This window comes from Priestia sp. JSM ZJ58 (assembly GCF_044383985.1).
GTDB lineage: Bacteria > Bacillota > Bacilli > Bacillales > Bacillaceae_H > Priestia > Priestia zanthoxyli.
In genome coordinates this window covers 2,921,510-2,937,863 of the sequence record NZ_JBISEM010000001.1, presented here as the reverse complement: position 1 = coordinate 2,937,863, position 16,354 = coordinate 2,921,510, and the positions used below count along the sequence as shown (strand labels likewise).

General features: G+C 36.8%; 16 protein-coding genes. 14 read left to right on the top strand and 2 right to left on the bottom strand.

Going from position 1 to position 16,354, the window contains the following annotated elements; genetic code table 11:
• Positions 1-10: 10 nt before the first annotated feature.
• From ACH6EI_RS15430 to fsa, 8 genes are all read left to right on the top strand, one after another.
• The gene (locus tag ACH6EI_RS15430; RefSeq protein WP_108674608.1) at positions 11-1,324 is read left to right on the top strand and encodes a four-carbon acid sugar kinase family protein; all 1,314 of its coding nucleotides are present in this window, start codon (positions 11-13) and stop codon (positions 1,322-1,324) included.
• Positions 1,325-1,368: 44 nt separating this feature from the next.
• Positions 1,369-2,382 carry a 4-hydroxythreonine-4-phosphate dehydrogenase PdxA gene (gene pdxA / locus ACH6EI_RS15425; protein WP_033578700.1) on the top strand — a complete coding sequence of 338 codons (1,014 nt, stop codon included), beginning with the start codon at positions 1,369-1,371 and terminating at the stop codon, positions 2,380-2,382.
• Between the two features lie 324 nt (positions 2,383-2,706).
• Complete coding sequence (locus tag ACH6EI_RS15420) at positions 2,707-4,131, top strand: sodium:solute symporter family protein (RefSeq protein WP_033578701.1); 1,425 nt, start codon at positions 2,707-2,709, stop codon at positions 4,129-4,131.
• Positions 4,132-4,176: 45 nt separating this feature from the next.
• Positions 4,177-5,370, top strand: a complete 1,194-nt coding sequence (locus ACH6EI_RS15415; RefSeq protein ID WP_098626738.1) for a sialidase family protein — start codon at positions 4,177-4,179, stop codon at positions 5,368-5,370.
• Between the two features lie 29 nt (positions 5,371-5,399).
• A complete protein-coding gene (locus tag ACH6EI_RS15410; RefSeq protein ID WP_033578703.1) occupies positions 5,400-6,146 on the top strand; it encodes an SDR family NAD(P)-dependent oxidoreductase in 747 nt (248 codons plus the stop codon).
• Positions 6,147-6,226: 80 nt separating this feature from the next.
• Positions 6,227-7,129: an AEC family transporter gene (locus ACH6EI_RS15405; RefSeq protein WP_034264652.1), complete on the top strand. Its 903-nt coding sequence runs from the start codon at positions 6,227-6,229 to the stop codon at positions 7,127-7,129.
• Positions 7,130-7,383: 254 nt separating this feature from the next.
• Entirely contained in the window at positions 7,384-7,893 is a 510-nt protein-coding gene (locus tag ACH6EI_RS15400; protein WP_034264650.1) for a hypothetical protein, read from the top strand.
• A 60-nt stretch (positions 7,894-7,953) separates the two neighbouring features.
• The gene (gene fsa, locus ACH6EI_RS15395) at positions 7,954-8,622 is read left to right on the top strand and encodes a fructose-6-phosphate aldolase (RefSeq protein ID WP_098196385.1); all 669 of its coding nucleotides are present in this window, start codon (positions 7,954-7,956) and stop codon (positions 8,620-8,622) included.
• A gap of 63 nt (positions 8,623-8,685) precedes the next feature.
• On the opposite strand, the gene ACH6EI_RS15390 is transcribed toward fsa, so the two are convergent.
• Together ACH6EI_RS15390 and ACH6EI_RS15385 are read right to left on the bottom strand one after the other, a co-directional pair.
• Entirely contained in the window at positions 8,686-9,234 is a 549-nt protein-coding gene (locus tag ACH6EI_RS15390) for a sigma-70 RNA polymerase sigma factor region 4 domain-containing protein (protein WP_226313285.1), read from the bottom strand.
• Positions 9,235-9,273: 39 nt separating this feature from the next.
• Positions 9,274-9,579, bottom strand: a complete 306-nt coding sequence (locus ACH6EI_RS15385) for a hypothetical protein (RefSeq protein WP_226313286.1) — start codon at positions 9,577-9,579, stop codon at positions 9,274-9,276.
• Positions 9,580-9,880: 301 nt separating this feature from the next.
• Between ACH6EI_RS15385 and ACH6EI_RS15380 the strand changes: the two genes are divergently transcribed.
• The 6 genes from ACH6EI_RS15380 (at position 9,881) to ACH6EI_RS15355 (ending at position 16,336) form a co-directional block, all read left to right on the top strand.
• Complete coding sequence (locus ACH6EI_RS15380; RefSeq protein ID WP_028413738.1) at positions 9,881-10,405, top strand: DinB family protein; 525 nt, start codon at positions 9,881-9,883, stop codon at positions 10,403-10,405.
• A 189-nt stretch (positions 10,406-10,594) separates the two neighbouring features.
• Complete coding sequence (locus ACH6EI_RS15375) at positions 10,595-11,647, top strand: aldose epimerase family protein (RefSeq protein ID WP_108674609.1); 1,053 nt, start codon at positions 10,595-10,597, stop codon at positions 11,645-11,647.
• A gap of 244 nt (positions 11,648-11,891) precedes the next feature.
• Positions 11,892-12,233 carry a DUF3870 domain-containing protein gene (locus ACH6EI_RS15370; protein WP_098112817.1) on the top strand — a complete coding sequence of 114 codons (342 nt, stop codon included), beginning with the start codon at positions 11,892-11,894 and terminating at the stop codon, positions 12,231-12,233.
• A 225-nt stretch (positions 12,234-12,458) separates the two neighbouring features.
• Positions 12,459-13,394 (top strand): glutarate dioxygenase GlaH, encoded by a 936-nt coding sequence (gene glaH / locus ACH6EI_RS15365; RefSeq protein ID WP_028413735.1) that lies wholly within the window; start codon positions 12,459-12,461, stop codon positions 13,392-13,394.
• Positions 13,395-13,422: 28 nt separating this feature from the next.
• Entirely contained in the window at positions 13,423-14,640 is a 1,218-nt protein-coding gene (gene lhgO / locus ACH6EI_RS15360) for an L-2-hydroxyglutarate oxidase (protein WP_034264638.1), read from the top strand.
• Positions 14,641-14,905: 265 nt separating this feature from the next.
• A complete protein-coding gene (locus ACH6EI_RS15355) occupies positions 14,906-16,336 on the top strand; it encodes a sigma-54 interaction domain-containing protein (protein ID WP_051137090.1) in 1,431 nt (476 codons plus the stop codon).
• The last annotated feature ends 18 nt before the right edge of the window (positions 16,337-16,354 follow it).

Genomic DNA, 16,354 nt, shown 5'->3' with positions numbered 1-16,354 from the left:
ATGACATTCTATGAAAATATCCGTTATTTCTGATGATTTAACAGGCGCAAGTGATTGCGGAGGACAATTAGTTCGTTATGGGTTAGATGTTTCTGTCGTTTTAACCGATGACAATAGTAATTTAAGTAAAAAAGAAGCTTTTATATTTAATACGGATAGCCGCGCTGTTTCAGGGAAAGAGGCTTACGAAAGAGTTAAAAACGTTTGTGAAAGAATTCAAGGTGAAACATTTGATGTTATTTACAAAAAAATTGACTCCACAATGAGAGGCAATATCGGACAAGAAATTAATGCTGTGTACGACGTATTTCAACCTGATTTTGTTTTTATCGCTCCAGCCTTTCCAAACGCCGGAAGACAAGTAATTAACGGCGTACATTTTCTGAATCAAAAACGTTTAGATGAAACTGAAGTAGCGAACGATCCTAAAACTCCCGTAAAGGATTCTTTAATTGCCCGACTGGTTAAAAACCAAGCGCAAAAGGAAGTGGGCCATCTTTCGTACAAAGATCTTCATGCAGGATATGAATTTATCTTCAAAAAGCTTAAAGCATACAAAAATCAAAACATTTCATACATCACAGTAGATTCAATTCATGAATCAGATCTTAAATGTCTCGTTGAAACGATAAAAAAGACGGAATTTTCTGTTGTATGGTCCGGTTCAAGCGGATTAATTAACTATTTACCTCAAGCTTATGGACTACAGCCATCCACAAAGAAAGTCAGTTTTCTAAGAAATGATCAACCCGTGCTATTTGTTATTGGAAGCGTAAGTAAAGTTGGAAGAAATCAGCTGAACCAACTATTACTATACTCTGACACCATTAGTGTAGAAATGAACCCATCAAAAATCATTTTAGACGGTGTTTCCAGACAAAAAGAAATAGATCAGGTAATAGAGAGGGCCTTAACATTTCTGAAAACAGGAAAAAGTATTGCTTTATTCTCTTCAGAAGAAGTAAAAAAAACACAAGAGATTGGTAAAAAACAAGGCTATAGCGCTATTGAAATAAGTGACTATATTTCAATGGCCATGGGAGAAGTAGCTGTAGATCTAATTAATCAATGTACTATTACTAATCTTTTTCTTACAGGAGGAGACACGGCTCAACAAGTGTTAAGTCAATTACAGGTTCATAGACTTCATTTGGTTGATGAAGTGGAGCCTGGTATACCGCTTGGCAAGTTAGATTATAAAAGAGAGATTTTTGCTGTAACGAAAGCAGGAAGTTTTGGTACAGATGTAGCTATGCTTAAAGCTAAGTCGAAGCTGCAGGGGAAAAAAGATGTTTGGGAACCCTCTGTAAGATTAAGCAAATAATTAAACAGTGCAATAAAAATGGAAGTGAATTTTAAAGGAGGAATATGATGAAACCTGTTATCGGAATTACAATGGGCGATGCAGCTGGAGTAGGTCCAGAAGTTATTGTAAAAGCACTAGCAGACCCATCGGTTTATGAAGCTTGTCGTCCTATTGTTGTAGGAGACGCTAAGATAGTAGAAAGAGCGATCAAAATGACACGAACCTCGTTAACTGTCCATCGCGTTAACGAGGTAAATCAAGGAGAATTTACTCATGGGGTAATTGATTGTCTTCATTTGGACTTAGTGCCGGAAGATCTTCCAGTTGGAGAAATCTCATCATTAGCTGGGAGCGCAGCGTTTAAATTTATTAAAAAAGCGATTGAATTAGCAAAACAGCAAGAGATACAGGCCATTTGTACGGCACCTTTAAATAAAGAAGCGTTACATAAAGGCGGCTACACTTACCCTGGCCATACTGAAATTTTGGCAGAGCTTACGAATACAAAGGATTATTCCATGATGTTATCTTCACCAAAGCTAAAAGTCATCCACCTTACTACTCATGTAGGATTAAAAAAAGCAATAGATGCTATTACACCGGAACGAACATACACCGTTATCAAACTTGCTCATGAAACATTAAGTCGCGCAGGGTATAAAAACCCGCGAATTGCCGTTTGCGGAATTAATCCTCACGCTGGAGAGAACGGTTTATTTGGAGAAGGAGAAGAGGAAGAAAAACTAATTCCAGGTATTCAAATTGCAGCTTCTGAAGGGATAAATGTTACAGGTCCATACCCTGCGGATACGCTATTTTTCCGTGCAGTTCGCGGAGATTTCGATATTGTCATCGCTTGTTATCACGATCAGGGACATGTGCCTATTAAAGTCCTAGGGTTAGAAGAGGGTGTTAACATCACAGTTGGTTTAAACGGCGGCGTTATTCGCACTTCTGTCGATCACGGTACAGCATTTGATATCGCAGGAAAAGGAATTGCTGATGAAAGAAGTATGTTAGCTGCTCTTCAATCAGCTGCTGAGCTATCACCTAAAAAGGTTTTAAATAAGTTTTAAAAGTGGCGTTGTTATCAATTTTTTATAAAATGTCTTCGGAGGAATTTGAATATCTTTTACTATGAGTATAGTAGTAATAATATGAATTGTAATCAAAGAACTCCGAAGACAGTGAGTTATATTTGGTAATGTTTTATTACTTCTTCACAGAACACAAATGAAAGCGCTTAATAAATATCTGCATAAAAACGTTTGACTACTGACCAATGAATCTTTTTAGAACAGAAAAAATGGTAGAAGCATTGAGAAAAATAAATCCTAAAATATTGAAAGTTTTATCGACATATATCAAAATTCTGTTGTTATTATAGGAGGAAATCTATAATGAAAGCATTAAATCCTTCAAGCCTGGTTTTTGTTTTAGCAGTAATTGTTGTATACATTCTATTTACAACATGGTTAACAATGAGATTAAGAAGTAAATCCAGCGCGGAATTTAATAACGCAGCCAAAACATTGCCTGCGCTTGTAGTTGGAATCTTATTAATGTCAGAGTTTATCGGCACGAAATCAACAGTAGGGACTGCTGAATCATCATTTACTGGTGGTATCGCGGCTTCTTGGTCACTTATTACGGTAACAATTGCTTTTTTCCTCTTTTCATTCTTTTTGGTTAATAAATTTTATGGGACTGGGAAATATACTATTTCCGGTATAATTGAGCAGAAATTTGGAAGATCTACAAAAACGGTTGTATCAATTATTATGATAGCGGCTCTTTTACTTGTGAATCTAGGAAACTACTTGAGTGGTTCTGCGGCCATTGCTTCTTTGTTAGGTTTACCATTAATGACATGTGCTATTATTACAGCCATTGTCAGTACATTTTATTTTACATTTGGGGGAATGAAAGGGGTTGCTTGGGTAACCATTCTTCACTCATTCGTGAAATATGCGGGTGTCTTGATCACAGTAGGAGTGGCATTGTACCTTTGCGGTGGGTTCAAGCCTATCGTGCACGAACTGCCAAAAAGCTACTTTACATGGGATGGAACGATTGGTGGAGGGACTATTTTTGCATGGCTTATCGGGAATATGGGAGCTATTTTCTCTACACAATTTATTATTCAAGCCATTACGTCGTCAAAAAGTGCAAAAGCAGCTAAAAAATCAAGTTTATATGCAGCACTATTATGCTTGCCGCTTGCATTGGCAATCGGAGTAATTGGGGTATGTGCACGATATTTGTATCCAAATATCGATCCTATCTACGCGTTTCCAGTATTCTTAGAACATATGAATCCAGTATTAACAGCAATTGTAGCAACTTCCTTAGTAGCATCCATTTTCGTTGGGGTTTCAACCGTGGCTTTAGCTACAACAACATTAATTGTTGACGATTTTTATGTTCCAAAAGCTAAACCATCTCCAGAACAACAGATGAAGATGACTCGAATTATTTCTGTAGTTGTTGGTATCATTCCTTTACTTGGTGTGGTTTTAGCCCCAGAACTATTAACTTTATCTTTTTTCACTCGTGCATTGAGAACATCTATTGCTGTGGTAGCTGCAATGGGATTTTATCTTCCATTTTTTAGTTCAAACCGAGGTGCAACTATCGGCTTAGCAATGTCCGGTATTTTCACAACTGTATGGTATTTGCTAGGAAACCCTTTTGGTATTGACAATATGTATGTCGCTGTCATTACACCATTTATTGTGATGGTAATTGACCGATTTATCGGTGGAAAAGATAAAAAGTCTGAAAATACTGAATCTAATACTGTAGAATATATAGATGCAAAGTAGAAAATAGCTTAGTTTACGTTAATACGTTAAAAGGAGAGATATGTAATGAGTAATCAATCAACGACTATTGTAGCAGATGGAAAATTAAAAATGTGTCCAGACGGATTGGAACATGTAGAGGCATATATTCCCTCTGATTGTATACAAAATCATGCTTCTAATTTACTTGTGTTAGACAACGGTGACCTGTTATGCACTTGGTTTGGCGGCACACAAGAGGGAATAGCCGACATTCACATTTATCTATCAAGACTTAAAAAAGGCCAAAAAGAATGGAGTAAAGCTGTAAAACTTTCAGATGATCCCGCTCGTTCTGAGCAAAACCCCATTTTATTTCGTGCTCCAGACAATAAATTATGGTTATTGTACACGGCACAAAAATCCGGTAATCAAGACACAGCGATTGTAAGATATCGTATTTCGGAAGATGAAGGCTATTCGTGGGGACCTATTGAGACTTTATTTGATCAGCCAGGTACTTTTATTCGACAGCCTATTGTTGTATTAGATAACGGTGATTGGCTTTTACCTGTTTTCTATTGCATTACGCCTCCGGGACAAAAGTGGACAGGAAATAAAGATATAAGCGCGGTGAAAATCTCAAAAGATCAAGGTGAGTCTTGGGAAGAGTATGAAGTGCCTAATAGCTTAGGGTGTGTTCATATGAATATTGAAAAATTAGATGATGGTACGCTTTTAGCATTATTCCGCAGCCGCTGGGCTGATCATATTTATAGCAGCCGTTCAACTGATTACGGGGAAACGTGGAGCGAGCCGATTCCAACGCAGTTACCTAATAACAATTCTTCTATTCAATTCACAAAATTAAATAACGGGGATTTAGCGCTCGTCTTTAACAATATGAACGCCGATAATTGTACGGAACGCAGGCTGTCGCTTTATGATGAAATTGAAGATGAAGAGGATACAGATATTCTGTCTGCTAATCAAGATACGCCTGAAAAAGATGATGAAGGTAGACAAGCATTTTGGGGAGCACCTAGAGCACCGATGACAGTTGCGATTTCAGAAGATGGAGGGAGAACATGGCCATATAAAAAGGATATTGAAATAGGGGATGGCTATGCAATGACCAATAATTCAAAAGAAAAATTAAATAGAGAATACTCATATCCTTCTATTAAACAAAGCGCTGATGGAAAAATTCATATCGCTTTTACGTATTTTAGACAAGCTATTAAATATGTATGTGTGTCAGAAGAATTCATAAAGTCTTAATAGCTTCATATACTTCGGAGGGATAAAGTATGCTTTTGGAAAACAAAATTGCGATTATTACAGGAGCTAGTAGAGGTATTGGAAAGGCTATCGCTTTAACTTTAGCTAAAAATGGTGCCTCATTAGTTATACACGGTACGAATCAGACTTTATTAAATGAATTAGCTTTACAGGTTGAGGACTTAGGTAGAGAATGTATTGTAAAAGCTGGGGACGTAGCAGATCCAAATGTTGCAACCGAGGTTGTAAGAGCTGCTGTAGAGCGTTTTGGAAAAATTGATATTTTAATAAATAATGCGGGTATCAATATGCGCAGCTCAACATTAGAAATGACTTTGGATGATTGGAAAAAGGTATTAGATGTTAATTTGAATGGAACTTTATATTTCTGTAAAGCCGTCTTACCTTATATGATAGAACGAAACTATGGGAAAATTGTCAATGTAAGTTCTACAACAGCCAAAACAGCGCATAGAAATGCAGCGCCATCTTACGGAGCTTCAAAAGCTGCAGTTAACTACCTTACGATGCATTTAGCTTTAGAAATGGCGCATCATAATATTTTTGTAAATGCTGTATGTCCAGGTCCTGTAGAAACGGACATGAGCAATCAATGGACAGATGAATACAGGAAAGAAGTAACAAAGCGAATTCCGTTAAATAAGTTAGGAACTCCTCAAAATGTTGGGGAAAGTGTTTTGTTTTTAGCTTCAAGTATGTCTGATTTTATAACGGGTGAATCTATTAATGTGAATGGCGGAACGTACATGAATTAGGGAATGAAAAGCCTAGAGAGTTGACTATCTAGGCTTTTCAATTGTTTCTCTAAAGAATAGAATATAAACAGGTGATTAAAATGGAATTTTTAACAATCCTATTACCTATTTTCGGCATATTTACACTAGGTTTTATTGGGCAAAAGAAAATAGGGTTCGATACAAAAACGATATCCACCATGGCGCTTTATTTAATGTCTCCGATATTAGTTTTTAGAACGTTTTATACGACAAAATTTCAGGTGGATTATTTATATCTTGCTTTTTATACGTTTGCCCTTTGTTTTACTTTAATTATAGTTGTATATATTGTGGCGTTTATTCAGAAGTATTCCACTCGAGAGACATGCGGAATGATATTAGCCTCTTCTTTTATGAACAATGGGAATTACGGTACTCCTGTGGTTTTACTAATCTTTGGAGTTTCAGGGCTTGACTGTGCAATCATTTTAATGGTTATTCAACAGCTGGCAATGTGTACAATTGGAGTCTACTACGCCGCAAAAGGAAGTGCAGAAGGAAATGGTATACGTTCAGCTATTCGTGCTGTTCAGCGCATGCCTGCTATATATAGCGCCTTTTTGGGAGCTTTTTTTCAATTTTTCAATATTCATTTAGGGAAATCAGTCCTCGAAGCGGTAGATTTAGTTGCGAATGCAGCAATTCCTACGGTTATGATTGTACTCGGCATGCAGCTGGCAAAAATATCAGTTAAAAATTTAGCCAAAAGCAAAGTTTCTTTATCGCTTATAATTAAACTGATCATTTCTCCTGCCGTTGCTTATTTACTTACTTTGTTTCTTCCAGTTGATGACATGGTTAAACAGATTATGATTATTACGGCCGCTATGCCAACAGCAGCAAACACGACCATGTATGCGCTGCAATTTGATACTGAGCCAGAATTTGTTTCAAGTGCAACGCTTATTAGTACATCGTTGAGTTTAGCTACTTTACCCCTAATTTTTACAATTGTATTGTGAAAATCTTTTATGACTACGTAATTTTTATGTCATATGAACTTTTTTGACTACTTTTTACGATTTTATGACTTTTTTTGAATGAATTTGATTGTTTTTGATGATTTTTCGAATAATCTGATATATAATGAAAGCGTAAACAGTAAAACATGTCGGTTGGTTAAGAAAAACATCCACAAAAATGGGATTCGTTATTACATAAAATCAGACCTCTGTTTTTATAAAAATAAATAGAATTTGAGAAAAGGAGAATGAGGATGGACATATTGGATGCAAAAGTAGTGAATACAAAGTACGGTTTAGAAACATATCTGGATGTATCAGAAAGCGTAGAAATAAAAGAAATTCATATGCCGAGTTCAGAGAGCCAATCTCACAAAATTAAATTTGGAATCAAGTATTTTCTTTTAAGAGAAGGAAAGTATTACGATAGCCAAAAAGGTTATTTTTGGCTTTGTATGAATCACGATTTTAGCAGCCTTATGCTGAGTGAAACGGAAACAGAGAGTTTGTTTGCAGTTAAAAGTGAAGAAGAAAGAGAAGCAACAAAAACGCTGTTAGCAGAATGGTTTATCCAAACAAATGCGTATAAAGAAGTCATCAACGAATGTATCCATCAGATTAAAACGGAGAATATTCGTACAGAAGAAGACATTGAAGACAGAGTGGACGCCATACAATTTTTAGAAAAATTAAAGGTACTAACTGCAAAAGAGATTGAAAACGCTTCTATAGAAAATCTATATGCCCTGCAGCAAATTGGCTAGGCGATAGTTCACGCAAGTTGAGATGCAGATTGATGTACAACAATAAGGAGGAATAGTGAGATGAAATTTTTTATTGATACAGCAAACCTTGAGGATATTAAGAAAGCATATAAAGTTGGTGTTCTAGCAGGTGTAACAACCAATCCATCTTTAGTAGCAAAAGAAGGCGTAAGATTTGAAGACCGCATCGAAGAAATTCTTCAAATGGTACCGGAGGTTGAATCCGTTTCCGCTGAGGTAACGCCTGACGCACTTTCTGCTGAAGACATGATCGCTCAAGCTGAAGAACTGATTAAAATTAACGATGGAGATAAAAACATTACGATTAAGCTGCCTATGACATTAGCTGGCTTGGAAGCGACGCGCTACCTTGCAAAAAAAGGCGTAAAAACAAATGTAACCCTAATCTTTACAGTAAACCAAGCGCTTTTAGCAGCTCGTGCTGGAGCGACGTATGTTTCTCCATTTTTAGGACGTCTTGATGATATTTCAGAAGACGGAGTACAGCTGGTATCTAAAATTGCTGAGTTATTCCGCGTTCAAAACATCGACTCTCAAATTATCGCCGCATCTGTAAGACACCCGGATCATGTAACGCGCGTAGCACTTGCAGGGGCTCATATTGCCACAATTCCATACGCTGTTATTGAGCAATTAGCAAAACACCCGTTAACTGACCAAGGAATGGAAAAATTTTCAGCAGATTGGGAAAAAGCAGTTAAAGCTTAACCAAAAGTCATATCAATAAAAAAAGCTTGGGGTAAGCATAGCTTATTCCAAGCTTTTTATCGTTTAACTAGCTAGTTTCTTTTTGCGTAAACGCTCTAAGCGTCGCTGCACGCTATTTCTCGAACGCCCGAGCAGCTGCCCAATTTCTCGCTGATTGCGCTTTTCCTGATAAAACATACGCCACAACTTGGCATCTTCTTCTGCTGTCCACTTTTTATGCTCGTATTTAGGGCGCTTTACATAGTCTAGCCTTCTTTGTTCATTCACCCACGCTGGTTCTGGAATAAGTGTATTTTTAGGTATTTTAAAAAAGTTAAGGCACGATTTATTTTGTTCAGCCCACTTCCAAAAAGATTGAATGTCAATTCCCATGAATGTTCTTGTCTTGGCGATGATCATTTTATACGGTAGATTCTCTTTATGAATCCACTTGTAAATTGTATGAACATCTACTTCGAGGCAGGCTGCTAGCTCACACGCTGTGATATGTCCTACGTGCGATTTAGCTCCATACACCTCTAAACGACTTAACCTCGATTCTAGTGCCTGCACACTTCGCTGCAATTTCGCTGATATGCGCGAAAGGGGTTTTGTTCCGTAATACCTTAGCAAATATTCGTCTTCTTGTACGGTCCATCTTCGCATCGCAGTTTATCGAGTTAAACCCAAAACTTTTATGCGCGTAGCAATAGAAGAAGGACTTCTGTCTAAGGAGTCTGCCATTTCACGGTTGTTCATGATATCAATGTTCTGCTGTAAAAAAGCATCTTGTTTCGGCGTCCACTTTTTACGTAAAGCTGTATCTGAAGCTCGAAGATTTAATCGAGTAAGCCGTTTATTAACCGATTCCTTGCTTCTATGTAAATGCTCACCCATCTTTTGAAGCGTCATAACGCCATAGTGTTGGATAAGAAATTTATCTTCTTCTTTTGTCCATCGCTTTTGATTTTTACTCACTGTTGTCTCACTCCAATTCAAACGAAAAGCTCAAGATGAAAAAGTTGCTAGCAATCTATTTTACGAATGAGCAGTACCCATTCAGACTGATACTCACTGCGTTCTAGCCTGTATATATTTTATCATATTTCTAGAGAAAAACCAAACGTGTGTTCTGTTTTTGTTTTAGTAAGCATTAAAGTAAGTAGAAGATTAGCTCCTTCCTTTAATAAAAGTCAATTGTGGTAAAATTGACTAGAATCGCAAGAATTTTTACATAACTGACAGCTCAGCATCATTACGTTGAGAAAGGGGAATGAGCATGAATTTTAATTTAAAAGAAGCGACCGAAATACTTGAGCGTACGCCTAAGACGCTTGAAAAACTTTTGTCGGGTCTATCTGCAGGGTGGCTGCAATGTAATGAAGGAGAAGGAACTTGGAGTACCTCGGAAGTAATAGAACATTTAATAGAAGCAGAAAAAAACAATTGGATACCAAGGCTAAAATTCATCCTTCAAGAAGGAAAAGGAGGAGCTTTCCCTCCATTTGATCGCTATGCTCATTTACACAAGGAATCTACTAGTTCTATTGAAGAAAAGCTTCTTGAATTCAACATGATAAGAATGCAGAATTTACAACAACTAAAGCTGTTAATTAAGCCTGAAAAGCATCTTGAAGTGAGAGGAGAACACCCGGAGTTTGGGGAAGTAAAAGTCAGAGAGTTGCTCTCGACTTGGGTTGCTCACGATTTAACGCATATTGCCCAAATTGTTCGAGTAATGGCAGAACGATACAGAGAAGATGTAGGACCTTGGGAAGAATACTTAGGAATACTAAAGAAATAGCAATGACAAACAGTAGCCAGCCTTTATCATTCAAGCTTGAATTACGAAATGTACACGATTACAATAAAATGAGAATAATGAAGATTCAGGAAGGATTGCAGAGGGAACTATAAGAACATATCCCATGTGTATAACATGTAGGGTCCGTTAAGCAATTTACGAATAAAAAGAGGATTGGACTGATTAAAAATGAAAGTGAATTTTGAGAAATTTGGCGAACTAAACAATCAAGCTGTACATGCTTATACCTTATTAAATGATGAAGGGCTTAAAATCACCTGCCTTGACTATGGATGTGTGATATCAAATATTGAAATGCCGGATTCTGAAGGGAAGATTGAAAGTGTTGTCTTGGGATTTGATTCAATAGAAGAATACCAAAAGTATTCTCCTTATTTCGGAGCTGTGGTCGGACGCGTAGCAGGACGTATAGGGAGAGCGGAGTTTCAGCTTAATGATGAAACCTATCGTCTAGAGAAAAATGAAGGAAATAACCATTTGCATGGCGGTTCAGAAGGGTTTAGCCACAAAATATGGCATGCAAAAACAATCGAGGCAAGTGATCACGTAGGTGTTGAATTTACATATGTAAGTAAAGATGGAGAAGAAGGGTACCCTGGCAATCTTGAAGTGAAAGTTACGTATACGTTGACTAATAAAAATGAGTTTCATATCTCTTACGAAGGAACAACAGATCAAGACACTCTTATCAATTTAACAAACCATACGTATTTCAATTTAAGCGGAAATCTAAAGGAAACGGTCTTAGATCATGTTTTAAAGCTGAAAAGTAACGAATTCTTAGAGCTGAATGATGATCTTTTACCTACTGGAGAAACGATAAGTGTCACAGATACCCCATTTGATTTTAGAGAAGGACATAGCCTCAAGGAAGGAGTGGAATCTACACATCCGCAAAATGTATTAGTTGGTAAAGGATACGATCATCCATTTCTTTTAGAAGCAGAAACTGAAAACCAGATGTCATTATTTGATCCAGCAAGCGGTCGCAAAATAGAAGTCAAAACGGATCAGCCTTCAGTTGTTCTCTATACGGGAAATCATCTAGACGAAGAATTTGAAATTAGAGGGGTTCACTCAGAGAAATACCTCGGTGTTTGCTTGGAAACACAAGGTTTACCAGACGCTATTCATCATAAGCATTTTCCTTCTTGTGTATTAAAGCCCGGTGAGAAATATGAAGCATCTACTAAATATTTATTTACTAATAACACTATCTAAATAAAAAAGTGCTCTCATTGAGAAGAGCACTTTTTTATTGACGTTAAGAAGTTATAAAAATGATGAATATCCAAAGCCGATGCCAAGATCTTCGATAAACGAATGGTAAAAATAAAAAGACTTAGGGACAAAGGGCTTTTCAAGCTAATGGAGAATCCTTATATAGATTAATTAAATTGTTCCAGCTTACATATTTCAGGCTTAAACAGGATAACAAGGAGGTTTCATTTTGAAAAAAACAGTAATGCTAGCTGGTCACGCCAAGCTTCCGCAAGGGATGGCAGCCAGTGATATCCATCAGACTTTAACAGTTACATTAGAAACAGATTTAAAGTATTGGGTCATTTTAAATGCGTCCTGTACGCTTGCCACTGAGCATGCACAAAAGTTTTTGGACCAATTACTAAAAGGACACAGTTTGTTAGATGGTCTAGAAGCTATTATAAAAGAAATTGAAGAACATTATTATGGCAAGGCTCAATCTGCATTAGTTGCTGCAGTAAAAGATGCTTACAAACAGTACAATCAAATTAATTTAAATGAAAAATTAGAATTTTCAAAAATTAAATTGACAAATAAGCATTAACTTTGTAAACTAGAACTATCAAATTACTCCTAGAAAGGTTACCCTTTCGTGGTCAGTAATTTATTATTCTACTAGCATCTTAAATTAACTGTTAAGTCTATCGGACTTCATACCAGAAGCCATCAGTAGACCGTAGCCAGTAATATTATTTCTCTATGCATATGTATGCGCAGAGATGATATTACTGGCTATTTTTATTGCTTTGATTAAAAAGGAGGAGAAAACATGAATGTGACTCAAGAGGGAACAAAGTCTTTCATAGGAAAATACGATACATTTGAGGTAAAAGAACACTGCCATCACCAGCGCCTGTATTCAATTGAAATGAATAACGAAGTAATAGGTGCATTTTTAGAAGAGAATCAAGATGTAAATACACAGCAGTTAGAGTATGTACCCTATATGAGATTAGTACTAGCTGAGCGCTTGCAAAACGTAGCGGGCAAAACGTTTGTTGAGAAGATACGCGCTATTTTACATGATCGAACATCAGGAGGTTTTACAATTGGTATGCAGAATCAAACTACGAGTGATCAAGATTACGTCAAATTTTCTACAGCGCTTACTCATTTAGTAGGAGGAGTTAATTTTGATGCCATGTCTAACACCTACTACGCAAGATTTACTGTAAAAGATACGGATAGCAGTGATTCATATTTAAGGCAGGCTTATCGTTTATTTACATTGCATACAGATGGTACATTTGTCGATGAGCCAACGGACTGGTTATTAATGATGAAATTTGCCGAAGAAAATGCAGTGGGTGGAGAATCAAGATTACTTCACTTAGACGATTGGGAAGACCTAGGGAAATTTGCAAACCACCCATTAGCCACTTGTCGTATAGAATACAGAGCGCCTTCAAGTAAAAATGTCAGCCAAAATGTTTATAACCAAACATTCTATGAACAGAATGGGGAACCTTGTATTTGTTTCATTGACCAATTTGCTTATCCGGCTACGTTAGAACAAGCAGCGTATTTAAAAGATCTTTCTGATTCAATGGAAAACAGCTCGGCTACCATTGCCTTGCCCCTTCCAGTAGGGGATGTAGTGATGATTAACAATCGTTTTTGGCTCCATGGAAGAGCACCATTTGAAAAAAATTCAAATCTACATCGTGAGCTGTTAAGACAAAGAGGCTACTTTGCAAAAGTCTAAAATAGATTCGTATATGAGGAGGGAAAGGATGAAAGACATTGTTATTATTGGAGGGGGCATCGTGGGGTTATCAACGGCTTTCTCGCTAAGTAAACGTTTCCCTCACGCTCGCCTTGCAGTGCTGGAAAAGGAAAGTAGTTGGGCTAAACATCAAACTGGAAATAACAGCGGCGTTATCCATTCAGGAATTTATTATAAACCCGGGAGCCTAAAGGCGAAATTTGCAAGAGAAGGTAGCCGTCAAATCATTCAGTTTTGTCAAGAGCATGGAGTGAGTTATGATCAATGTGGAAAAGTAATTGTTGCGACTAAACAATCGGAGTTGCCACTACTAGAAAATTTGTTTCAACGCGGCTTAGCAAATGGACTTGACATTTCAACTATAGGCAGAGAACAACTACAGGAAGAAGAACCGTATGTTAAAGGAATAAAAGCAATAAAAGTACCACAAGCCGGGATTATTAATTATAAACAGGTTTGTGAAAAGATGGTAGATTATTTAAGAACACGCGGAGCAGAGCTGAATTTAGAAACGGAAGTCAAAAAAGTTCTGGAGCATGATGATAACGTCGAGATTATAACAGAAAATAAAACATTTACTGCAAACTATGTAGTGAATTGTACAGGACTGCATAGTGATCGAGTAACAAAAAGAGCTGGGGTCGAAATAGATTTGCAGATTATTCCGTTCCGAGGAGAATATTACGAACTAAAACCTGAAAAACACCATCTTGTCAAAAATCTTATATATCCCGTTCCTAATCCTGATTTCCCATTTCTAGGTGTCCATTTTACAAGAATGATTGGAGGCGGAGTAGAAGCTGGCCCGAACGCTGTGCTAAGCTTCAAAAGAGAAGGGTACAAAAAGACGGATATTAATATGAAGGACTTTTCCGAAGTTATGAAATATAAAGGGTTTTGGAAACTTGCCTCTAAGTATTGGCAAGAAGGCGCCAAGGAAATGTGGCGCTCTTATAGTAAAAAAGCTTTTGTCAAAAGTCTGCAAGATCTTATTCCGTCTATTCAAGGAGAAGATCTTGTGCCTGCTTCTTCAGGTGTAAGAGCGCAGGCACTTAAGTCCGATGGAACGTTAGTGGATGATTTTTATATTGTCTCAAGTAAACGCAGTATTCATGTATGCAATGCGCCATCTCCAGCAGCTACAGCGTGCCTTCCAATTGGAAAAGCCATTGCTAATAAAGTACCAGAAATTGAAATCAATCCACAAATTTTTATTCCTTCATAGTATTTGTCTCAATAACGTAGAGCTCAGTTTTTAACAATGGGCTTTGCGTTATTTATGTTTAGTAGAGACACCTCTAAACTGTATTACATAATGAGGAAAGCGTATTTTAAAAAATAATAAGTTCACTTCGAACCAAAGGTGTTAGGCAAGTTTGTAGAAGAAGAGGAGCTCTTTACTGCAGGAATTTGAAAACTTTTGGAGAAATAAGGAGAAATACTAATAAGTTTGTCGAAACTTTGTTGCTAATAAAAAGGGTGGGATTTGCATGAGCACCGAGTTATCAAAATTAGAACAAGTCACGCAAGAACTGAAAAAGTTAAAAACACTAAACCGTGAATTAGAAGCAATTATTGAGAGCTCGTACGACGTTATCTATATCACTGATAAAAATGGAGTTACCTTAAAGACAAACTCTGCAATTGAAAGGATTACAGGTATTCCAAAAGAATATTATGTAGGTAAAAACGTAGATGCTCTTATGAAGAGAGGCATTTTAAAAAGTTCGGTTACACATAAAGTGTTGAAACAAAAGCGTTCTGTTTCTACCATTCAATACAATTATTCAGGAAAAGAAACTCTTATTACTGGTAATCCAGTCATGAATGATGAGGGGGAAATAGAAAAAGTAGTCACAAATATTAGAGACCTGTCTGAATTAAATGAGCTCCAAACAGCTTTAAAAAAAGCAAATGAGCTAAATAATAGTTATAAACAAGAGATTGAAAAGTTAAAGAGTTCAACAAAGAAAGAAGAAGATGTTATTATTACAAATCATCAAATGAAGCTCATTTATGAAATGGCTGAGCGTATTGCAGATGTAGATGCCACAGTATTGATTCTAGGTGAGACAGGTGTAGGAAAAGATGTATTGGCTAAATTTATTTATAGCAAAAGTACGAGAGCGAAGCAAGGGAATTTTATTAAGCTTAACTGCGGAGCTATTCCGTCTAACCTGTTAGAATCAGAATTATTTGGGTATGAAAGCGGAGCGTTTACAGGAGCGAATGCTAAAGGGAAACCAGGGATGTTTGAGCTGGCAGATAACGGCATACTTTTTCTCGATGAAGTAGGAGAATTATCATTTGAATTGCAGGTTAAGCTCTTAAGAACACTGCAAGAAAAAGAAATACGCCGAGTCGGGGCAACTAAAACGAAAAAAGTGAACGTACGTATTATAGCGGCGACGAACAGAAACTTAAAAGAAATGGTGCTTAACGGTGAGTTTCGTGAAGATTTGTATTATCGATTAAATGTCATCCCTATATCTATTCCCTCTTTAAAAGAAAGAAGAGATGACATCTTGCCTCTCATTCAGTTATTTTTAACTCAGATAAATCACAGATATAAAAAAGATAAAAGAATTGATGTCAAACTAAACGATTTTTTTTATCGCTACAATTGGCCCGGAAACGTTAGGGAACTCTCTAACCTTATTGAAAGACTCGTGCTTACTACTCAAGAACAAGAAATAAAAATACAAGATCTTCCGTTAGAATATAGAGAATCCGAAAATTCGAGCTTAGCGTTTGCTGAATTAATGACGTTAAAAGAAGCAGTAGAGCTAGCTGAGGAAAAAGTTCTGTCGCTTGCGGTCCAAGCATGTAAAACAACATATGAAATAGCCGACGCATTAAACACTAGTCAGCCTACTATCGTAAGGAAGCTTAAAAAATATCATTTAAAAATAAAAGAGTAAAAACAAAAAATAAAGGTA